Raw genomic sequence first — 19,975 nt, 5'->3', positions numbered from 1 at the left:
TCAAAGGTCAAAGGTCAAAGGTCAAAGGTCAAAGGTCAAAGGTCAAAGGTATTTTAAGGATAATATGTTTAAGCGTGTAGGTTGGGGGTTATTAATTCTAGTGCTAAGTGTACTTTCACTTGGCTATATTTTTCGCATGCCGATCACCTTGCATTTTGTTGCTCCTCCACTGCATCAAGCTGGAGTTGAACTGCATTGTTTGGATTGGTCGTTAACAACCAATCTGGATCTCCATGTACAGCGAGCATGTATTGGCTATCAAGGGCAGTTGCTTGAATTAGCTGATATTACGGCCAATACTCAAAACATCACGGTTAACCGTGCAAATTTAATACTGGTAAACCATGATTCTTCGACTGAGCCTAGTGTGGCTAAAAAGCTTGCTTTGGCGCTACCGCAAGCTCGCCCGTTGTTACACCTAAAACGTTTAGTGATCACTCAGTCTCAATTAAAAAAGCCACTTATTATCAGCATAAATGAGCCGATGTTAAATGAGTTTGTTGTTACTGGTGATGTAAAAGCTGAGGTTGACGTTAAAAATACCAAGCTGGCAGGAAATATTGAGCTTGATGAGCGACTACTTTCTACATTTAAGGCTGCGACTGTAAACTCGATTGCAGGACTTAATTTAACTAGCCAACATAGGTTCGTTTTTGATGGTATTGCACTCGATATAGACACTCAGCTAGGTGCTGATTTCACTTACGCCATTAATACCTGCTCGATGACAATTAAAAGTAGTGGCAAAGTCAGTAGTCACTATAACTTAAATTCAAAAACATTAACCCTAGATGCTCAGCAATTAGCAACAACACTCAATGGCAAAAATGAGTGTTTACAAAGTTTGGGTGGTGTTATCGATGATGATGCACAGCAGCAATTTGTTACTCGGCAAATACCGTTAAATTGGCGATTAGTTTTACCTAGTAAGATCATTGTGCAAGACACTCAATTGACATTAGATCAGCTAACATTGCAGGCAGGATCACAACTGCTAATGAATGTTAAACAGTTAGCGGTTGATATAAAGAATCCTTTAGAAACCCTATTGGCACAATTCGCGTTGTCGTTTTCGAGTGATGATATTGCATTATTAGATATAGCCGCGAGTGTTGTTAGCAGTGATATTGATGGTAACTATCAGTTAAAAGTGGCTACGCTGCCTGATTTTATCGATGTTGATGCGCAGCATATTAGTGCACAAGGGCATTTTTCAATAAATAGCATATTGGCTGCACAGCCTGCTCTCGAATTGTCAGCACAATTAGCGCTGGGGCAATTAAAAGTGCATGATATTGGCATTGATAATTACCAAGCAACTTTTAAGGCGAAGCTACAAAGTAATCAATACTTAACCGCTAGCTTATCGAGTCAGATTGATACTGTTAATATGAGGAGTATTAAACTATCTCAGCTGACGAATCAGCTAACTGCTGCAGGAAGTTTGTCAGCAGGGGAATTGTTTTTTGATTTAACCAGTGAAACAAAGTTAGCCAAGCTACAAACCGAAGAGTTACGACTTAACGACATTCGCATAAGCTCAACAGGTTTACAAAGTCGTGCCTTGCAAGCATCTCATCATATATATGTAGAAGGGATAGAGCTTGTGGCAATGCATAATATAACAAGCACAGCTCATCCATTTGAGGTGATAATTTCAGAGCAGTTAGTTACTAAGCTTAACCCACTGCTTGATCAATTTGTGCCGCTTGCAACCTTAACAGATGGTAAAGTCAGTGGCCGTATTGCTGGTGATATTAATCTGCAACAGGCCGATCTCTCTTTACAGGTAGTCGGTGTAAGTGGTTTATACACAGATTACCTTGCTAAGCATTTTAATACTCAATTTATAGGTCGTTATGATTCAGGGCAGCTTAATGTTGTGCCTTCTACATTTGAACTAAATGAATTACGAGCTGGTGCTGTGGTGAAGCAGCTAACAGGGTTTTGGCAAGTACGGGCAAATGAACTTGCTGTTACGGAGCTTACAGGGAAGGTTATGGGAGGGCATTTTTTGCTGGATAAATATCGCCTTACAGAAGAGCCGCAACAAGCATTAGTTACATTTGACAATATAGATGCTAGCAAGGTCATTACCCTTGATGCTAAATCGGGTATTAGCTTAACTGGAAATGTAGCTGGACACTTGCCTGTTTATTTCACAAAAGCGGGTATTGAGGTTAAAGGTGGGCAGCTTGTTAATCAAGGTGCTGCTAAATTACTTATCACTGATAATGCAGCTTTTAATTCGGTAAAGGCTCAACAACAAGAGTTAGGGCCTATACTTGGCTTGCTTGAAAATTTAGATATTCAGAGTATTAAAAGTAGTGTTAACTTAAAACCTGACGGCTGGATGACCTTAGGCGTTAATTTGCAAGGGTATAATCAACAGCAAGCACAGCAAGTTAATTTTAACTACAATCATGAAGAAAATGTGTTTACGCTATTACGAGCACTGCGCTTAAGTGATGAAATTACGCAAAAGGTTGAACAAGAGTATTCAACAAAAGGAAGTAATAATGACTAAATGGTTAGTAATATTAACCGCATTGGGATTACTCAGTGCATGTACGCATCGTTTTGAGGTGGCCGCCAAGGAACCTATTACAATTAACTTAAATGTTAAGGTCGATCATGAAATCCGCGTAAAAGTTGATAAAGAACTCGACAATTTATTTAGTGATGACAGCGAATTATTTTAAGGAGCAAGTATGAATATAGTGAAAAATAAAAAACTAAGCATTGTCACTTTATTAAGTGCGGTGTGTTTGTCGTTTTCGGCTTGGGCCATTTCGTTAGATGATGCAAAAAATCAAGGGCTAGTGGGTGAGGACAGCTCTGGTTATTTAGGGCTTGTGGTGCAAAATGCAGAGGCAAAAGCGGTGGTTGATGAAATTAATGCAAAACGTAAAGCACAATATTTAAAGCTCGCTAAAAAGAACAACTTGTCGCTTTCTCAAGTAGAAGCGCTGGCAGCTGCTAAAACGATTGAGAAAACCCAATCGGGTCACTTTGTTGAAGTGAACGGAGAATGGGTTAAAAAGTAACATTCCTTTTTGCTAAAAGCTGAGTGACTAAGCGCTCGGCTTTTTGCATCCAGCAAGTAATTGTTGCCAAAAGTCGATGCCTTTTCGGCGAGCTAAATTGATGTTGTGATCTGGAATTGATTCAGGTTCATTATAATCATCAAGTGCTGCACTCATACTAGCCTCACGAATTAGATGTAAGGTAGGAAAAGGCGCGCGGTTAGTGTAATTTGCTGCATCATTGTCATCACTATCGGCAAACACATAGTCAGGATGAAAGTTGGCTATTTGATATTTACCTTCAAAGCCTTGGGCAACTAATAGCGCATTGGCTAAATCCACTAAATCTAAAAATTCCTCAAAGTCAGTAAAGCCTTGTTCAAACATCAATAATGTAGTCTCTCGAGTCGGTTGTTGATCAAGTTCAATACATTGTTCGATCATCTCCATCACAGCATCATCAATGCTGGTTGCTTGGCTAGTTTGATAATGAATGCAATTATTTTCAACTTCTTTACGGGCAAAGGGGCAAAAGTTATATTTAACAATGACATTAGCTACCCATAAGCGGGTTTGTTGTTCTGGTAAGGTTAATTTTGTTTGTTCAGTCATTGTGTGGCTCTAAAAATTTATTAATGATGGTGATCGTTTTCGCGATGGCGCCTTGGTTGCTAGCAACACATTGTGCTGCCTGTAGACCTAGCTGCTGGCAAAACGCTGGTTGCTGATGAAGCTCGTATAGTTGCTCCGCTAACTTCTTTGTATCGCTTACTTGTATACACCCACCTGATGCAATCAGTTCAGGGTAAACATGGTTGAAATTATAGGTATGCGGGCCTGTTAAAACACCGACAGAAAATGCCGCTGACTCGAGAGGGTTATGCCCGCCACGTGCAATTAAACTGCCGCCAATATAATTGATGTTGGCCATACCATATAAACATTGCAATTCACCTAAAGTATCAGCAAGGAGTACTTGTTCGCTTTGATAGTTATTTTTACTGCGACGGCTAAAGCTCAATGGTGAATCTTCAAGTAATGTTGCGACCTTATCAAATTGTTCTGGGTGGCGCGGCGCAATAACTAGCAGTGCATCTGGAATCTGTTTTAGCAGCTGCTGATGAGCAGCTAATACTAGCTCATGCTCACTAGGGTGCGTGGAACCGGCAACCCAGATAAAACGCTGATTATTGTATTGGCTTTTTAGGGTATCGACTTTGTCTAACTGCTCGCTAGTTGGCTTTATATCAAATTTAATTGAGCCAGTAATATGCACTTTTTGCTCATTGAGGCCAAGCTCAATAAAGCGTTTAGCGTCTTCATGATTATGACTAGCTAAAGCGGTAATTGATTGCATTATAACCTTAGTTAATGGCGCTACTTTTTGATAACCCTGTTGTGATTTTGCTGAAAGCCGCGCATTGAGTACCAGTACAGGAATATTCTGTTGTTTGCACTGCGCCATAAGATTAGGCCAAAGTTCGGTTTCTAAAATACACATTAACGTGGGTTTAACACGCTTTAAAAAGCGCGCTGTAGCACAAGGGTAATCAATAGGTAAATAGGCGCACTGTACCGAGTCTTTAAAATTATTATGTATTTGTTCACGGCCTGTAGGGGTGTTACAGGTTATCATAAATGAGTTACTTGGCTGCTGGTATTGTAGCTCTTTAAGCAAAGGTGTTGCAGCAAGTACTTCACCAACTGAAGCGCAATGGATCACAATTAGATCATCTTTTAATACTGTGCTTTCTTGTGAGGTGTTTTTTACTGTAATGAAGCCAAATCGTTCCGCAAAGTGCGCGCGATAACCTGCGTTCTTTTTACCTCTAAGTATATATAAATAAAAGGTTATGAGAGGACTTAGCAAATAAAGAATCAGTGAATAAAAAAAGCGTGCCATTTTTCAGCCTCGAATTATAAACACTAATGATAACGCGGATACACTTTAAGCAAAATGCGAAATTGTTAAAAAGCGTTAGAATAGAGAGTTTTGGGTGTTTAGTTACGGCTAATTTGGTAATATTTGCGTCCCTTAATGAAAAATATAGTCGTTATGAAATTCAAATTGATAAAAGCCGTGGTATTAACCAGTTTTATGAGTTGCGCATTGCCTTCACTTGCAACACCAACTGCTTACTTACCAATTGGCATCGATGCACAGCTTGATCATCAACTCGATACGTTATTTGCATTGACGTCAGGCACACCGATGACAAAGCCTTATCGCCTAAAGGAAGTTGAAGCGGCACTTACTAAATTGCAAAATGCACAGCCAAGTTTAGTCGCGGAAATACGTGCTAAAATTAAGCCTTATCAAGGCAGCGATAATATTACTCGAGTAGGTGTTAAGGTGCGTGCTGATGGCAGCAATGCAACCAAACTTGCCAATCAACGTGGTTTGAGCTCTGATGAGTGGGGGCAAGTATTCTTTGAGGGTATTTGGCGTCCTAATGACTATACCTTGATGCAAGTAGGTGTCGATTATCGCGCGAAGCAAAATAAATTTATTAATTATAATAGTTTTGTCAGCTTTGCTGGCGATGACTTGCAGTTAAATATTGGTTACAAAGAGCATTGGTTTTCGCCGTTCAAACAATCAGCTCAGATTGTTTCTACTAATGCCCGTACCTCGCCATCTATTTCATTAGGGATGGTGGCACCAGCTCATAATTGGTGGAACTTTGATTTTGAGCTTTACTATTCTGAGCTTGAGCATGTTGAAAAAGGCATATTATATCAAAATGAATTACATGATGGCACACCTCGTTTAGCTGGCACACATATTAGTTTAGAGCCTGTAGAGGGTTGGAAAATCGGCATTAATCGTATGATGCAATTTGGTGGTGGGCCTCGCGATGTTGGCTTTAGCGATGTAGTTAAAGCATTTTTTGATCCGGCTGGAAATGATAATAGCGAACTTGCTGGAGGTCCTGATAATGAGCTTGGCGACCAGTTTGCTTCAATAACAAGTGTTGTGAACTTTAATTGGGGAATACCAACAGAGCTTTATTTTGAGTATGGTGGTGAAGATACTAAAGAGCACCAAAACTACCAATTTGGTAATATTGTATATAGCTATGGGGTATTTTTACCTCAATTAACTAATGGTTTATCACTTCGCTATGAATATACTAACATGCATAGTCTTTGGTATAAGAATTACATATACCCGACGTTTGGTAATACTAATGATGGTTATGTAGTAGGGCATTATGCTGCCGATCAGCGTTATTTCGGTGATGGTGTGCCGTCGAACATTCATAGTATAGAAGCCGCTTATGCTGCCACCACAGGTTCATTTTGGCGTGCAAAATTTACTTTAATTGATAATGAAAGCGGCTATATTAATGATTATGGTAATGAGAGTGCGCATTACGAGCAAGGCATTGAATTACAAATTAGTAACAACCGAAAGTGGCAAGAATATAATATTGAAACAACTTTAACTTACGGCGAAGATGTATTTGGTGATAACTATACGTGGTTGTCAGTGGCACTTTTTTGGTAGTAGCTAGTCAGACTAATTTTGAGAGGATTACCCATGTCTAATATTGATTCTGTAGCGAGCAGCTACCTTGAAAGTTTAACCCGTCACCAAGTATTGTTTGAAACGATGGAAACATATCACCCTCAAGTAATGCAATTGCTTGAAGTTTGCCACAGTACTTTGCAAGCTGGTGGAAAAGTAGTTTGGTTTGGTAATGGTGGCAGCGCAGCAGATGCTCAGCATTTAGCAGCAGAGTTCGTCGTACGCTACAAATTAGAACGTGGCCCATTAGCATCTATGGCGCTAACAACCGACACTTCCATCTTAACTGCGCATAGTAATGACTATCACTTTGACACAGTTTTTGAGCGTCAAGTTCTTGCGTTATGTAAGCCTGAGGATTTAGTGATTGGTTTAACTACCTCTGGTACTAGCGCTAATATTAATTTAGCGTTAGCTGCTGCAAATGAAATAGGTGCTTATACAGTTGCATTTACAGGCCGCGATGGCGGTAAAGTAAAAGATATCGCTAAATTATCCATTATTATTAAAGATGACGAAACCGCACGTATTCAAGAAGCACATATGTTTATTGGTCATTGGTTATGTGAAGCCATTGATATGGTTGTAGCGAGGCAGAGTTAATGGATTTAGCGTTATTAAAAAAACTGTCTAACGCTAAAATATTAGTGGTTGGGGATGTGATGCTTGACCGTTATTGGCATGGTGATTCAGGGCGCATATCGCCAGAAGCACCTGTGCCTATAGTTAAAGTAAGTAAATTTGAAGATAAAGCCGGTGGCGCCGCAAACGTGGCAAAAAATATTGCCCGTTTAGATGGTAAAGTTGGCTTGTTGGGTTTAATTGGTGAAGATGAAAGCGGCCAAATATTAGAGCGAATTCTTGCTGATGAACGTATAGATTCACAATTAGTCAGTGTTTGTGATTTGCCAACTATTTCAAAAATGCGTGTGATTAGCCGTCATCAACAAGTCGTTAGACTTGACTTAGAAGAGATGTTTACTGAGCAACACAGTCAACTACTTTTAAACCGTCTGGAATTAGTATTAGATGAGTACGACTTTGTCTTGTTCTCAGATTATAACAAAGGCTCATTAAGCTTGATCCAGCAAATGATAAAACTTGCTAAAGGTGCTGGAAAAACAGTTCTAATTGATCCTAAATCCTCAGACTTAAACTTATATCGCGGTGCTGATTTTATTACTCCTAACTTGAATGAATTCAAGCTTGCCGGTGGTAAAACAGATTCGGAACAGCATTTAGCAGACAGTGCTCGAGCACTGATCAGCAATGCAGGGATCGCGGCCATGCTATTGACTCGCTCAGAGCAAGGTATGTCACTTATTAGTGCCGATGAAAAACACGATTTTGCAGCGCAACAGCTTGAAGTCAGTGATGTTACTGGCGCTGGTGATACTGTTATTGCAACTCTGGCGGTGATGTTAGGTGCAGGAATGCAGCCTAAAGATGCTGTGGAAATTGCTAACCTTGCGGCTGGAATTGCAGTGAGTAAATTAGGGGCAGCTACGGTATCGCCTGAAGAGTTAAGTCGTAAGTTAGGTCAATACTTACAAAAAACCGGCGAGCATTATCAAACCCCATTTGATGATGTGCTTCAGCATATTGAGTTTGCAAAGCAAAATGGTGAAACTATCGTGTTCACCAATGGTTGTTTTGACATTTTACATGCGGGGCATGTGCGTTACTTAGCACAAGCCAAAGCACGTGGAGATCGTCTAGTCGTCGGTTTAAATAATGATGAATCAATAACGCGTTTAAAAGGTCCTGAGCGCCCTATTAACCCGCTTGATGAGCGTGCTATGGTGCTGAGCGCTTTGGCATCAGTTGATTGGGTAATTCCATTTGGTGCAGTTGAAGAAAACGATACACCCGCTAAATTAATTGAGCTGATCAGTCCTGATATCTTAGTAAAGGGTGGAGATTACACTGTTGAACAAATTGCAGGCGCTGATCATGTACTTCGCCATGGCGGAAAAGTTGAAGTACTTGAGTTTTTAAATGGCTGCTCTACGTCAAAAGTGATCAGTAAAATAAAGGCTTAACGGCTATATTTTAAGAGTGGACTGGTATGCTGTGTGTAACTGCTGCCAGTCTGTAGTTTGCCAATGCATTACTTTATTTCGGCCTTGCTCTTTATGAAACGAACGAGCAAGGCGGGTCATATTAGCTTGTTGCCAATTACTGGCGGGGAGTTTTAGTTCACCGCGGTCAAAGTCAATAATGTATATCTCGCCCGTTTCATCAAATAGAATGTTGTTAATATTCAAATCAGCGTGATACACCCCATGATTATGAAAATCCGCAATCGTGTGTGCTACTTTAATTAACTCTTGTGCGCTAAAGGGACGTTGTTTTAATATATCAAGCACACTTTGTGCGCCTGCAACAGCTTGAGTAATTATATCGCCACGGTAAATTAAGCCAGCTTGCGATATTTTAGCTGCAATCGGCTTTGGTACATTTAGACCTAATTCGCACAGTTTCATCATTAATGAAAACTCTTGGTAAACACGGGTTTTTTCCAGTCCAAAAAACACATATTGATCACTTAGCACTTTACCCACTAAACCGCCACGCCAATAATGCCTGAGCACTGCTGTTAGCCCGTTATGGCAGAAAAACCATGCAGTTGCGCGACCTTTTTTGGCGCCGACAATTTTTCCTTGCTGCTGCCAATATTCATTATCAAACCAATTTAAGCTAATTTCGGCACTATGCTCAGGATGGCTTAAAATAATGTGTTCATTGATGGTTTGCTGGTTAAACATGGCGTACTTATTTTATTGCAGGTGATAGTGCTATCTTAACCTGTTTTAAAGCCGAGCATAAGTGCTTGCAATAGTGGGTGGTTAATTTAAGATCATGATAATTATCCAGCATAAAGCAAAGGACACCTGTGACTGACTTAACCACCTATTCAGATATTTGTATTTTAAGACTCTCAGCAATTGGTGATGTTTGCCATGGCGTATCTGCAGTGCAGGCAATTCAAAAAGCGCACCCCAATGCAAAAGTTACCTGGGTGGTCGGCAAAATTGAAGCCATGTTACTAGCTGATTTACCCGGTGTTGAGCTGGTGGTGTTTGATAAAAAACAAGGCAAAGCAGCCTATCAGCAATTAAAACAACAATTTAAAGGGCGTAAGTTTGATGTGTTGCTGCATATGCAAGTGGCACTTCGAGCTAACTTAGTGGCGCGTTGTATTCCTGCAAAAGTTAAAATTGGTTTTGATTGGGCGCGCTCAAAAGAATTGCATAGCTTGTTTATTAACCAGCGCATTGCACCACAGCAGCAGGCTCATGTGTTAGAAGGCTTTAAAGGCTTTGCGCAGGCGATAGGTGTACCTGATTATCAACCAAACTGGCAAATGCCAGTCAGCGAACATGATCAAAGTAATGCTGATGAATTACTTGGTACGGAGCGATTAGAGGGGCGAATTTTTGTGATTTCTCCAGCTGCCAGTAAAAAAGAACGCAATTGGCTGGCTGAACGCTATGCTAAGCTTGCAGAACATGCCTACAAGCAAGGGTTTCATGTGGTGATTACGGGTGGCCCGACAGAGCTTGAAGTGACGCTCAGTGATGACATTATTGCAGCCACTACAACGCCAATCCTTAATTTAGTGGGTAAAACCAAACTCAAAGAGTTGCTTTGCGTACTTAAACGAGCTGCATTGGTATTAGCACCTGATACAGGCCCTGCTCATATGGCCGTCACCGTAGGCACTCCCGTTATTGGTTTATATGCCCACTCAAACCCGAAACGCACTGGACCCTATTTATATCAAAATTACGTGGTTGAGGTGTATCACCAAAACTTACTCAAGCAAACTGGTAAAACCGCTGAGCAATTACCTTGGGGGACACGGGTTAAAGGCAGTGATCTAATGAGCCAAATAAGTGTTGATGAAGTAGCTTTGATGTTTGACCTTGTGGTTGAGAAAGAGCAATTATGAGCAATATCAATAAAGCCTTATTTTTAGACCGTGATGGCGTGGTTAATATCGATCATGGTTATGTTTATGAGTCGGATAAATTTGAATTTGTGCCAGGCGTATTTACTACATGTAAGGCGTTTGCTGATGCAGGCTATAAACTGATCATAGTGACTAATCAATCTGGTATTGGCCGTGGTTACTATTCAGAGGCGGATTTTCACGCTCTAACACAGTGGATGATAGCCCAATTTGCTGCGCATCAAGTAAAGGTGACAGATGTTTACTTTTGCCCACACCACCCGAAAAAAGCATTACCCGAATACCTCAAAGAGTGTGATTGTCGTAAACCAGCTCCGGGCATGTTACTGCAAGGCATCGCTGATCATCATATCAATCCAGCTGGCAGCATTATGGTTGGAGACAAACTAAGCGACATGCAAGCGGCAAGTAAAGCGGTTATTGGCACTCGGGTGCTTGTACGATCCGGGCAGGAGTTTGATGCGGTAGCCATCGACTCGGCAGATCATGTTTGTGATTCGTTAGCAGACTTACCCTCAATACTGCTATAGCTCAATGTAAACTGGCAGCATAAGTTGTCAGTTCCTTATTTCTGCGATGAACTACAAACAGTGCATTTGTTTGACTAAACTTTTACAATAGCCACAAAGATGAGCCGTGTTAACTTAAGTACGCTCACCCCGTTCAATAATTTGGAGATTACAGATGAGAGCATCTGCGTTTTTTACTCAGCTTCAGCAGCAAATTGAAGATGTAAAAGCCGAAGGCTTATATAAAAATGAGCGTATTATTACTTCGCAGCAGCAAGCACAAATTCAAGTTGCTTCTGGTGATAAAGTTATTAACTTCTGTGCAAATAATTACTTAGGTTTAGCGAATAGCCCTGAGCTGATCCAGGCTGCACAAAACGGCTTAAATGACCATGGCTTTGGTGTTGCGTCAGTACGGTTTATTTGTGGTACACAAGACATTCATAAAACATTAGAGAAGAAGATCAGTGAATTTTTAGAAACTGAAGACACGATTTTATATTCATCATGTTTTGATGCCAATACCGGTTTATTTGAAACAATTTTAGGCGCTGATGATGCGATTATCTCTGATTCGTTAAATCATGCTTCTATCATTGATGGCGTTCGTTTATGTAAAGCAAAGCGCTTCCGTTATGCAAATAATGATATGGCAGATCTTGAAAAGCAATTGATTGCTGCCGATGAAGCGGGTGCAAAAACAAAATTAATCGCCACCGATGGTGTGTTCTCAATGGATGGGGTTATTTGTAATCTTGAAGCGGTCTGTGACCTTGCTGATAAATACAATGCACTTGTTATGGTTGATGACTCTCATGCCGTTGGCTTTGTCGGTGAAAACGGCAAAGGCACACCTGAGTACTGCAACGTGCTAGACCGTGTTGATATTATTACCGGCACTTTAGGTAAGGCGCTTGGCGGTGCATCGGGTGGTTATACATCAGGTAAAAAAGAAATAGTTGAATGGTTACGCCAGCGCTCTCGCCCATATTTATTCTCAAACTCATTAGCGCCTTCAATCGTTACAGCATCAATCAAAGTATTAGAAATGCTCGAAAATGGCAGTGAATTGCGTGCTAAGTTATGGTCAAACGCTAAATACTTCCGTGAGCAAATGGAAGCGGCTGGATTTACCTGTGCGGGTAAAGATCACGCGATTATTCCAGTAATGTTAGGTGATGCTAAAGTTGCGTCTGCAATGGCTGATAAGTTATTAGCTGAAGGCATTTACGTCACTGGTTTTTCATTTCCAGTGGTGCCAAAAGGCCAAGCGCGTATTCGAACACAAATTTCTGCTGCGCACAGCATTGAGCAATTAGATACCGCAATTGACGCCTTTACCCGTATTGGTAAAGAAATGGGCATTATCTAATTAATTTATTTTAAACCGTTGCCTTCGCAGCGGTTTTTTTATTGAGTGTGATTCATGAAAGCATTATCTAAATTAAAAGCAGAACCAGGTATTTGGATGACGGATGCGCCAAAACCTGAAGTTGGGCATAACGATTTATTAATCAAAATTCGTAAAACCGCTATTTGTGGTACTGACGTACATATTTATAAGTGGGATGAGTGGGCGCAAAACACCATTCCTACGCCTATGGTAGTAGGTCATGAATATGTCGGTGAAGTGGTTGATATGGGTCAAGAAGTTCGCGGTTTTAGTGTTGGTGACCGAGTATCGGGCGAAGGGCATATTACCTGTGGCCATTGTCGTAACTGTCGCGCTGGGCGTGTTCATTTATGCCGTAACACCACTGGTGTAGGTGTTAACCGCGAGGGGGCTTTTGCCGAGTATTTAGTGATCCCAGCGTTTAATGCATTTAAAATTCCAGACAATATCAGTGATGAGTTAGCTTCTATTTTTGACCCATTCGGTAATGCAGTACACACAGCACTGTCATTCGATTTAGTGGGTGAAGATGTCTTGATCACAGGTGCAGGCCCAATTGGTATTATGGCTGCTGCAGTTGCAAAACATGTTGGCGCACGTCATGTAGTGATCACCGATGTCAATGAATACCGATTAGACCTTGCGCGTAAAATGGGCGCAACGCGTGCAGTTAATGTGGCTAATGAAAAGCTTGAAGATATTATTAAAGAGCTTGGTATGACAGAAGGCTTTGATATTGGTCTAGAAATGTCAGGCGTACCGGTTGCATTTAATAGCATGTTAAATAACATGAATCACGGTGGTAAAATTGCCATGCTAGGTATTCCACCATCTGATATGGCGGTTGATTGGAACCAAGTGATTTTTAAAGGCTTAGTGATCAAAGGGATTTATGGCCGTGAAATGTTTGAGACCTGGTACAAAATGGCCAGTCTTATTCAGTCAGGGCTCGATCTAAACCCAATCATCACTCATCAATATTCAATAGATGACTTCCAAGCTGGCTTTGATATGATGATTTCAGGCCAATCGGGGAAAGTAATTCTTAACTGGGATTAATTATCCACTTGTTAAGAGAATTAAAGGCGGCATTTGTCGCCTTTTTTGTAATTATAAGAGAGTACTATGGCATTTAAGCATATTTCAATTACCGAAACTCAAGCACTACTTAATAAAGATGATGTCGTGATTGCTGATATTCGCGATCCTAATTCGTATCAAGCAGGGCATATTCCGGGTTCAGAGCATTTATCAAATGCCAATATTGGCGAATTTATGATGAACAAAGAGTTTGATCAGCCAATTATTATTGTTTGTTATCATGGTATGAGCTCACAAGGCGCAGCCAGCTACTTAGCTGAGCAAGGCTTTGAAGATGTATACAGTATGGATGGTGGTTTTACCCAGTGGGAAACCCAATTGCCGGAGCAAGTGGAACGATGATCGAACTGGGTAGTATAAATAATCCACGTGCAGCACAAGGCTTTATTGATTATATAAAAAGCCAAGGCTTACAGGGCGAGCTTCGATCGCAAGATGGAAAAACGGTAATTATTTGTGTTGCCCCAGAGCATTTCCATCAAGCTCAGCCATTATGGCAAGCGTTTGTAGAAAACCCCAATCATGCCCGTTATCAAGAGGCATCTTGGCAAGTAGGAAGTACGCAGTCACCGTTGAGCTATCAAGGCCAAGAATTAAATTTAAAAGCACGCTTTAAAGCATTGAGCTGGTTAAACCAAACGGTCACTTTATTATGTGTAGGTATTTACATTGCCTTCTTACTCGGTGGCTTTGAGTCAATTTATAGCGTATTACAGTTTAAACCCGATCAACCATTAACTTGGCTTACACCTGCAATTGTGCATTTTACTGCTGTGCACTTAGTGTTTAATATTATGTGGTGGATCATGCTAGGCGATGGTATTGAAAAGCTCAGTGGTAAAAGTACTTTAGTAGGTCTTTTTTTAGTGACCGCGCTATTTAGTAATTGGGCTGAGTTTATTATGGTTGGCCCTAACTTTGGCGGCTTAAGTGGCGTTGTTTATGGTTTACTTGGGTTTTGTTGGATCCATCGGGCATTGAACCCGCAACAACCGGCTTTAGTAACTAATGGTATTATTGGTTTTATGCTGATTTGGCTGGTACTAGGCTTTGCTGACATGTTGTTTGTAAGTATGGCTAACTGGGCGCACTTAGGTGGGCTATTAAGCGGTATGGCTTACGCGTTTACCGCTCAATTGTTTACTAAAAAAACAGCTTAAGATACTCAGTTATATAAGTACTTAGTGATATAAATATTTAGTAAATAATACTTCGCGAATGATCTCTTGCCCTGTTTCTTGTTTTAACAGGGTTTTGAGTTTTTCGGCACAACGCTTTCTGATCTCTTCACGGCCGGTGAGTGATTTAATTTTTTCTTCAGGCTCTTTTGATAAAATTTCTACCAATGCATCTCTAAGTAACGGGGTGTGATGCTCAACAATAGCAATGTTTGACATATCACTGAGCATTAAATCTACAGTAATACGCACATAACCTAACTTTTTATTACTCTGACCAATATAGTTGGTAATGATATCGGGTTCGAAACCAAAGTAGCCCACAGTTGATTCAGCTTTGCTTGCAAAGCTGCTAAACAAGCTAATAAAGAAAGTGCTAATTAATATGCCAGCGTAAAGCGTTTTTTTCATATTCAGTAGAGAGCCCTGTAATTAATTGTTATTAGTCTATACGTAATAATGGCTAAGATACAGGCTGATGCAGCTATTATATTCATTAATCATCACTTTTTCCCCGACGCGGGCAGTGGTATCATTTAAAGGGTTATTATTAAATAGAGTTATCGTGATCACATTTCCTGTTTCTGTAACTGCGGATTGGCAGTTAGGTACATCAATCAATTCTTTGTCTTGTAACGAGCAAGACTGGCTACTTGAGCCCAACTCACTGACGGCTAAATTAAAAACACAGTGTGGTGAATTCTCTGTAAAAGTGCTTAGTGAGAAAGAGTTTGAATTGAGTATTTCACAACAACAATTATTAGATTGTTCACAACGTATTGGTATTAATCGTGAGGTTTTGTTGCTTTGTGATGGCATCCCTATGGTATACGCACAAAGCTGGCTGCCTGCCACCGATGATATGCAACAACAGCAATTATTGGCACTGGGTAATCGGCCTTTAGGTGATGTTATTTTTCAACATCCGGACTTAAAACGTACCGAAATTGAAATAGCGCGTTTTGATTGTCAGCACCCAGTACAGCAACTTGTTAGCCAATACTCTGTAGTTGTAAAACCCTTGTGGGGGCGTCGCAGTATTTTTTCGTTGGCGCAAAGCCGTTTTTTAGTAGCTGAAATATTTTTACCAGAGGCTTATCTATATCTATGAAATTTGCCGCCTTGCACATTGCTCATATACCGTATTATAAGCAGTTAATGCGCACCGATAAGCCTATCGGTACTTTATTGCTATTGTGGCCTACATATTGGGCATTGTGGCTTGCAAGTGGTGGTATGCCAAGCCTACTTAATTTTGTGGTATTTAGCTTTGGTGTATTTGTTATGCGCAGCGCAGGTTGTGTTATTAATGATTACGCAGATCGTAAAATTGACGGCGCGGTAAAACGCACAGCACAAAGACCCTTAGCTTCTGGCTTGGTGAGTAGTGGCGAAGCATTAAGCTTATTTTTGTTGCTTATCATAATTGCTTTCATACTGGTGTTGTTACTCAGTTGGCAAACCATATTATTGTCAGTCGGGGCATTGCTATTGGCATTTAGCTACCCATTTATGAAACGTTACACTAATTTACCGCAAATAGTGCTAGGTGCAGCTTTTGGTTGGGCTATTCCGATGGCTTTTATGGCTGCAACAGGTACTATCCCAGTGCTTGGCTGGTTGTTATTTATCGCTAATATTGCGTGGACTACGGCATACGATACTATGTATGCCATGGTAGACAGAGATGATGATTTGAAAATTGGCGTAAAGTCTACAGCAATATTGTTTGGTAGTGCCGATCGAATCATTATTTTTGCGCTAAATGGTGTATTTATAGGTTTGTTGGCTTTAATTGGTTATACGAGTCAATTAGCAATGCCGTATTGGCTTGGTCTATGTGTGGCATGTGGCTTTTTGGTTTACCAACAATTTCTAATTCATAGTCGTAATAGAGAGCATTGTTTTAAAGCTTTTTTAAATAACCATTATGTCGGTATGGTCGTTTTTATTGGCTTAGTGGCGTCCTTGCCATTTAATCTATAGTGTTAGCGAGGTGGATCAATGACGCCACTGATTGAAGTGTTTTTCCTAAACCAACCCGCAACTGAATAGCGATTATCAATTGTCGGCAGTACTTCATGCATAAAGCGTTCGCTTTCAAACATCACGAACGTACCAGCTTTAGGCTGAATAGTGATTTCAACGTCTTTACTTTTAGGTTTGTAAATCACTAACTCACCACCAGATTGCACTGTATTTAAGTAAAATACAGTAGTAAATACACGGTTCGATCGCCCTTTAAATGCGTCGTAATGCTTTTTATAAAAGTCGCCATGCTGGTATTTCGCATAGTGACACTCATAATCAAATAAACCCAAAAAGAAATAACGATTCAAGTTTACTCTAATATCTTCTAGCGCATTTTGATAATCAATTTGAGCTTGGCTACTACCATCAAACCAAAAGGTCTTGTCGGTGCGTATACTCTTGTCTATTTGTAAATCCTGCTGACGGCCAATTCCTGCTGATTTAAAATTGGGGTTGATACGATAACAATCTTCTATCAACGCGTTAGTCAGTGTTTCATCAAACATATTTTCGATCACGGCGTAGCCATGAGTTTCTATGTCAGTTAAATAACGTCCAGGGATCAGGTTAAGGCTCATTAATTGTACTATATAGCAGGGAAGGCGCGTAGTTTAGCTTAAAATGATGCAAAGGTACTACTGAAGATTTAGAAACCAAGCCAGAGTTCTGCTTTAGGCTTGGTTTTCATGCTGTTACTTAAGAATTAATTGATAACGCTGTCTTTTCTATTAATGACAGGAGCTGGTTTATTGGGTCGTCAGCAGTAACTTGCTGGCTGGTTTGTACAATCAATTGCTCATGAGCTAAGTTCTTATTGGTTTTTAACTGGAGCAGGTTATTATTCTCTGCGACCGAACTTGCATGTTCAATACTGCTAATTGCAATATGGTTTGATTTACACAACCCGTCCATTACTTGCTCAATACTGCCAACTTTTATACTGCTGCTCTTGTTCAAACTATCGACAGCCTCATTCAGCATAGCTTGAATTTGTTTTGATTGTGAAAAACAACTATACATAGGGTAATCGTTTAAATCTTGTTTGCAAAGATTGTTCTTATTCGCAAGAGGATGACTTTTTGCAACGAATAAAATAAGTTGATCAGGTAAGTGTATGTCATTGCCAATACTATTAACTGCTTGCGAACAAACGCTAATATCAATTTCACCTAACTGTAGCTTACGCACCAACTCACTTTGTTCTTGTAGTTGCATTTCAATTTTTACATGAGGGTATTGTGCTAGAAATTGGCCACATGAAATAGGCACTATTGCACTTGCATGATTGGTATAGCCAATTACCAATTTCTCATTGGCGCAGCCATTAATTGATTGGAATAAACGCTTCTTAGTTTCTTCGAGCTTGCTTAAAGTGTCTTGTGCGTACTCTAAAAACAGCTCACCTTCAGTTGTTAGTTTCACTGAGCGGGTCGAGCGTTTAACTAATTCATAGCCAACTTCGTCCTCTAAGGTTTGAATGCTGCGAGTCAATGCTGAGGTGCTAATTTTGGTTGTTTCGGCCGCTTGGCGAAAATGTCGTAGCTGACCTAAAGCAACAAATTGCTCTAATTGTTCAAATCTCACTTTTATAGTCCTTTGTATAAGTAAGCCGCACTACTGGCGAACATAATTGATATTAATTTAATGGATAGTAATCCATTGTACCCAATTTGAAAAGTGTATTTCACATAATTTTTACAACTATCAGTTAGGGTAACGCTCTTTTATCTCCAAAAAAAGTGCTAAATTGTTAAGAAATATGTCCACAAGTTTAGGTTCAAACTGTTTGCCACTCTGCTCCTTGAGCAAATCGAGCACCTCTTCAAGTGGCCAAGCTTTTTTGTAGCAACGATCACTGCCAAGGGCATCAAAAACATCCGCTAGAGCTGTAATACGGCCAACAATATGAATATCTTTACCTGCAAGTTGATTTGGGTAGCCAGAGCCGTCCCATTTTTCATGATGTGTATACGCAATGATTGAACCACACTTTAAGATTTCATTATTCGAACTCTTCAGAATATCATAACCAACTTCGGCGTGAGTTTGCATAATCGCCCACTCTTGATCATCCAGCTTACCGGGTTTATTGAGAATATGATCTGGAATACTTATTTTTCCAATATCGTGTAAGGGTGAGGCGAGTTTTATCACTTCACACTCAAAGTTATTTAAGCCATATAACTTACCTAACAGTTCACTATAGTGCGCAACTCTTTTAACATGTGAACCGGTTTCTTTTGAACGTTTTTCAACGGCTTCACCGAGGATATACGATAGCTCTTTTTGCGAATCCTTCATCATTTCGCGTAATTTCAGGTTATCGTAAGCCAGAGCAATATTGTTGGCAAAAAACTCCAAAAGTTGATAATCGGTGGTTCCTAATAACGAGCCTTTACGTACATACAGCATTGTTTCGAGGCCTGCCTGAGTTGGAAAATAGCCAATGTAGTCATGCATGGTTTTTTGGGATGATTTGCGATTGTGTGCCTCAACAAATAATTGCTTTACATCTTCGGGGATCATATTGGCATTAGGTTCAGGCTCAACACCAGAGGCTGCCAGTAGCTTAAAATCAGTGGCAGGAGATGTTTGTTGGTTAACAGCTGCTGCACAATAAATTTCAGTGTCATCTAAGCCCATAACATTAGTTACATGGGATAAAATTGTTGATGCAAATTCATGGACACTATCACATTTTAAAAATGAGCTAGAAGCGTTGATTATTTTTTCAAGACCTTTTCTATGACGCTCAATAATTTGAATATCACGATGTGAACGCAGAGCTGAATACAATAATGTTTTCATTTTTATTGCCGTCAGCTCAGTTTTATTTTTGTAATCGTTAATGTCGTATTCACGTATCACAGCTTCTTCAGGGGCTTCGCCAGGTTGACCTGTTCGAAGAATAAGGCGGATGTCGTGGTTATTGATATCATCACGGATAAATTTTATTAGGTCTAAACCCGCATGGCTAGTTTCCATGACTACATCAATTAGGCCAACCGAAAAATCGAGATCTTGTTGTAATAATTCTTTTGCGGCTTGCGCTGAGTAAGCATGGTGCAAACATAAGGCTTTATCTTCAAAAGTAAATCCTGATAACACAAGCTTAGTGACTTGGTGAATATCATCTTCATCATCGACCACGAGAATATTCCAAAACGCCTGTGGTGACTGAGTTTCTGACTCTTCAATGGCATTTTCTGAAAATAAAAAGTCGTTCACA

At 40.2% G+C, this 19,975-nt stretch carries 21 protein-coding genes; 14 read left to right on the top strand and 7 right to left on the bottom strand.

Annotated elements, in window-relative coordinates; translation table 11 throughout:
• Positions 1-64: 64 nt before the first annotated feature.
• From H5162_RS14135 to H5162_RS14125, 3 genes are read left to right on the top strand one after another with little or no spacing between them, the layout of a single operon-like run.
• Entirely contained in the window at positions 65-2,527 is a 2,463-nt protein-coding gene (locus H5162_RS14135) for a YdbH domain-containing protein (RefSeq protein WP_182778814.1), read from the top strand.
• A complete protein-coding gene (locus H5162_RS14130; protein ID WP_182778812.1) occupies positions 2,520-2,702 on the top strand; it encodes a YnbE family lipoprotein in 183 nt (60 codons plus the stop codon). The genes H5162_RS14135 and H5162_RS14130 overlap by 8 nt, the downstream gene beginning before the upstream one ends.
• 9 nt (positions 2,703-2,711) lie before the next feature.
• Complete coding sequence (locus tag H5162_RS14125) at positions 2,712-3,047, top strand: YdbL family protein (RefSeq protein ID WP_145235043.1); 336 nt, start codon at positions 2,712-2,714, stop codon at positions 3,045-3,047.
• Between the two features lie 27 nt (positions 3,048-3,074).
• Here H5162_RS14125 and H5162_RS14120 read toward each other — a convergent pair whose 3' ends face one another.
• Positions 3,075-3,638 carry a DUF1415 domain-containing protein gene (locus tag H5162_RS14120; protein ID WP_145235046.1) on the bottom strand — a complete coding sequence of 188 codons (564 nt, stop codon included), beginning with the start codon at positions 3,636-3,638 and terminating at the stop codon, positions 3,075-3,077.
• Positions 3,631-4,929: a lipid IV(A) 3-deoxy-D-manno-octulosonic acid transferase gene (gene waaA, locus H5162_RS14115; protein ID WP_182778811.1), complete on the bottom strand. Its 1,299-nt coding sequence runs from the start codon at positions 4,927-4,929 to the stop codon at positions 3,631-3,633. Before waaA ends, H5162_RS14120 begins: the two co-directional genes overlap by 8 nt.
• A gap of 153 nt (positions 4,930-5,082) precedes the next feature.
• On the opposite strand from waaA, the gene H5162_RS14110 reads away from it, so the two are divergent.
• From H5162_RS14110 to hldE, 3 genes are read left to right on the top strand one after another with little or no spacing between them, the layout of a single operon-like run.
• The gene (locus tag H5162_RS14110) at positions 5,083-6,537 is read left to right on the top strand and encodes a capsule assembly Wzi family protein (RefSeq protein WP_182778810.1); all 1,455 of its coding nucleotides are present in this window, start codon (positions 5,083-5,085) and stop codon (positions 6,535-6,537) included.
• A 33-nt stretch (positions 6,538-6,570) separates the two neighbouring features.
• Positions 6,571-7,161, top strand: a complete 591-nt coding sequence (locus tag H5162_RS14105) for an SIS domain-containing protein (protein ID WP_182778809.1) — start codon at positions 6,571-6,573, stop codon at positions 7,159-7,161.
• Positions 7,161-8,600, top strand: a complete 1,440-nt coding sequence (gene hldE / locus H5162_RS14100; RefSeq protein WP_145235054.1) for a bifunctional D-glycero-beta-D-manno-heptose-7-phosphate kinase/D-glycero-beta-D-manno-heptose 1-phosphate adenylyltransferase HldE — start codon at positions 7,161-7,163, stop codon at positions 8,598-8,600. Before H5162_RS14105 ends, hldE begins: the two co-directional genes overlap by 1 nt.
• A gap of 3 nt (positions 8,601-8,603) precedes the next feature.
• Here hldE and H5162_RS14095 read toward each other — a convergent pair whose 3' ends face one another.
• Positions 8,604-9,326, bottom strand: coding sequence for a 3-deoxy-D-manno-octulosonic acid kinase (locus H5162_RS14095; protein ID WP_145235056.1), 723 nt, complete (start codon positions 9,324-9,326; stop codon positions 8,604-8,606).
• Between the two features lie 128 nt (positions 9,327-9,454).
• Here H5162_RS14095 and H5162_RS14090 point away from each other — a divergent pair, with 128 nt between their 5' ends.
• The 6 genes from H5162_RS14090 (at position 9,455) to glpG (ending at position 14,697) form a co-directional block, all read left to right on the top strand.
• Complete coding sequence (locus H5162_RS14090; RefSeq protein WP_182778808.1) at positions 9,455-10,513, top strand: glycosyltransferase family 9 protein; 1,059 nt, start codon at positions 9,455-9,457, stop codon at positions 10,511-10,513.
• Positions 10,510-11,064 (top strand): D-glycero-beta-D-manno-heptose 1,7-bisphosphate 7-phosphatase, encoded by a 555-nt coding sequence (gmhB, locus tag H5162_RS14085; RefSeq protein ID WP_182778807.1) that lies wholly within the window; start codon positions 10,510-10,512, stop codon positions 11,062-11,064. Before H5162_RS14090 ends, gmhB begins: the two co-directional genes overlap by 4 nt.
• Before the next feature lie 154 nt (positions 11,065-11,218).
• Positions 11,219-12,415 (top strand): glycine C-acetyltransferase, encoded by a 1,197-nt coding sequence (locus tag H5162_RS14080; RefSeq protein WP_145235063.1) that lies wholly within the window; start codon positions 11,219-11,221, stop codon positions 12,413-12,415.
• 54 nt (positions 12,416-12,469) lie between these two features.
• Entirely contained in the window at positions 12,470-13,495 is a 1,026-nt protein-coding gene (gene tdh / locus H5162_RS14075; RefSeq protein WP_182718390.1) for an L-threonine 3-dehydrogenase, read from the top strand.
• Positions 13,496-13,561: 66 nt separating this feature from the next.
• Entirely contained in the window at positions 13,562-13,879 is a 318-nt protein-coding gene (gene glpE / locus H5162_RS14070) for a thiosulfate sulfurtransferase GlpE (protein WP_145235068.1), read from the top strand.
• A complete protein-coding gene (gene glpG, locus H5162_RS14065; RefSeq protein ID WP_149981423.1) occupies positions 13,876-14,697 on the top strand; it encodes a rhomboid family intramembrane serine protease GlpG in 822 nt (273 codons plus the stop codon). The genes glpE and glpG overlap by 4 nt, the downstream gene beginning before the upstream one ends.
• A 21-nt stretch (positions 14,698-14,718) precedes the next feature.
• On the opposite strand, the gene H5162_RS14060 is transcribed toward glpG, so the two are convergent.
• Positions 14,719-15,126 (bottom strand): flagellar basal body-associated protein FliL, encoded by a 408-nt coding sequence (locus tag H5162_RS14060; protein ID WP_145235070.1) that lies wholly within the window; start codon positions 15,124-15,126, stop codon positions 14,719-14,721.
• A 154-nt stretch (positions 15,127-15,280) separates the two neighbouring features.
• On the opposite strand from H5162_RS14060, the gene H5162_RS14055 reads away from it, so the two are divergent.
• Together H5162_RS14055 and ubiA are read left to right on the top strand one after the other, a co-directional pair.
• Positions 15,281-15,826 (top strand): chorismate lyase, encoded by a 546-nt coding sequence (locus H5162_RS14055; protein ID WP_182731748.1) that lies wholly within the window; start codon positions 15,281-15,283, stop codon positions 15,824-15,826.
• Positions 15,823-16,701 (top strand): 4-hydroxybenzoate octaprenyltransferase, encoded by an 879-nt coding sequence (gene ubiA / locus H5162_RS14050; RefSeq protein WP_182778806.1) that lies wholly within the window; start codon positions 15,823-15,825, stop codon positions 16,699-16,701. Before H5162_RS14055 ends, ubiA begins: the two co-directional genes overlap by 4 nt.
• Before the next feature lie 2 nt (positions 16,702-16,703).
• Here the strand turns inward: ubiA and H5162_RS14045 are convergent, their stop codons facing one another.
• From H5162_RS14045 to H5162_RS14035, 3 genes are all read right to left on the bottom strand, one after another.
• Complete coding sequence (locus H5162_RS14045; protein ID WP_182735363.1) at positions 16,704-17,324, bottom strand: 2OG-Fe(II) oxygenase; 621 nt, start codon at positions 17,322-17,324, stop codon at positions 16,704-16,706.
• A 118-nt stretch (positions 17,325-17,442) separates the two neighbouring features.
• Complete coding sequence (locus tag H5162_RS14040) at positions 17,443-18,330, bottom strand: LysR family transcriptional regulator (RefSeq protein WP_182731749.1); 888 nt, start codon at positions 18,328-18,330, stop codon at positions 17,443-17,445.
• A 120-nt stretch (positions 18,331-18,450) separates the two neighbouring features.
• Positions 18,451-19,974: a DUF3369 domain-containing protein gene (locus tag H5162_RS14035; RefSeq protein WP_145235080.1), complete on the bottom strand. Its 1,524-nt coding sequence runs from the start codon at positions 19,972-19,974 to the stop codon at positions 18,451-18,453.
• Position 19,975 lies beyond the last annotated feature (1 nt).

Origin of the sequence: Pseudoalteromonas sp. SR41-8, assembly GCF_014163915.1 — a bacterium.
Classification (GTDB): domain Bacteria; phylum Pseudomonadota; class Gammaproteobacteria; order Enterobacterales; family Alteromonadaceae; genus Pseudoalteromonas; species Pseudoalteromonas rhizosphaerae.
This window is presented reverse-complemented; position numbering and strand designations above follow the sequence as displayed.

Bases quoted from the DNA above. Each gene is read 5' to 3' on its own strand.
- H5162_RS14120 (WP_145235046.1), bottom strand. From the start codon at position 3,638: ATGACTGAACAAACAAAATTAACCTTACCAGAACAACAAACCCGCTTA.
- H5162_RS14045 (WP_182735363.1), bottom strand. From the start codon at position 17,324: ATGAGCCTTAACCTGATCCCTGGACGTTATTTAACTGACATAGAAACT.
- H5162_RS14130 (WP_182778812.1), top strand. From the start codon at position 2,520: ATGACTAAATGGTTAGTAATATTAACCGCATTGGGATTACTCAGTGCA.
- glpE (WP_145235068.1), top strand. From the start codon at position 13,562: ATGGCATTTAAGCATATTTCAATTACCGAAACTCAAGCACTACTTAAT.
- H5162_RS14135 (WP_182778814.1), top strand. From the start codon at position 65: ATGTTTAAGCGTGTAGGTTGGGGGTTATTAATTCTAGTGCTAAGTGTA.
- H5162_RS14105 (WP_182778809.1), top strand. From the start codon at position 6,571: ATGTCTAATATTGATTCTGTAGCGAGCAGCTACCTTGAAAGTTTAACC.
- gmhB (WP_182778807.1), top strand. From the start codon at position 10,510: ATGAGCAATATCAATAAAGCCTTATTTTTAGACCGTGATGGCGTGGTT.
- H5162_RS14110 (WP_182778810.1), top strand. From the start codon at position 5,083: ATGAAATTCAAATTGATAAAAGCCGTGGTATTAACCAGTTTTATGAGT.
- glpG (WP_149981423.1), top strand. From the start codon at position 13,876: ATGATCGAACTGGGTAGTATAAATAATCCACGTGCAGCACAAGGCTTT.
- ubiA (WP_182778806.1), top strand. From the start codon at position 15,823: ATGAAATTTGCCGCCTTGCACATTGCTCATATACCGTATTATAAGCAG.
- H5162_RS14060 (WP_145235070.1), bottom strand. From the start codon at position 15,126: ATGAAAAAAACGCTTTACGCTGGCATATTAATTAGCACTTTCTTTATT.
- tdh (WP_182718390.1), top strand. From the start codon at position 12,470: ATGAAAGCATTATCTAAATTAAAAGCAGAACCAGGTATTTGGATGACG.
- waaA (WP_182778811.1), bottom strand. From the start codon at position 4,929: ATGGCACGCTTTTTTTATTCACTGATTCTTTATTTGCTAAGTCCTCTC.
- hldE (WP_145235054.1), top strand. From the start codon at position 7,161: ATGGATTTAGCGTTATTAAAAAAACTGTCTAACGCTAAAATATTAGTG.
- H5162_RS14125 (WP_145235043.1), top strand. From the start codon at position 2,712: ATGAATATAGTGAAAAATAAAAAACTAAGCATTGTCACTTTATTAAGT.
- H5162_RS14095 (WP_145235056.1), bottom strand. From the start codon at position 9,326: ATGTTTAACCAGCAAACCATCAATGAACACATTATTTTAAGCCATCCT.
- H5162_RS14080 (WP_145235063.1), top strand. From the start codon at position 11,219: ATGAGAGCATCTGCGTTTTTTACTCAGCTTCAGCAGCAAATTGAAGAT.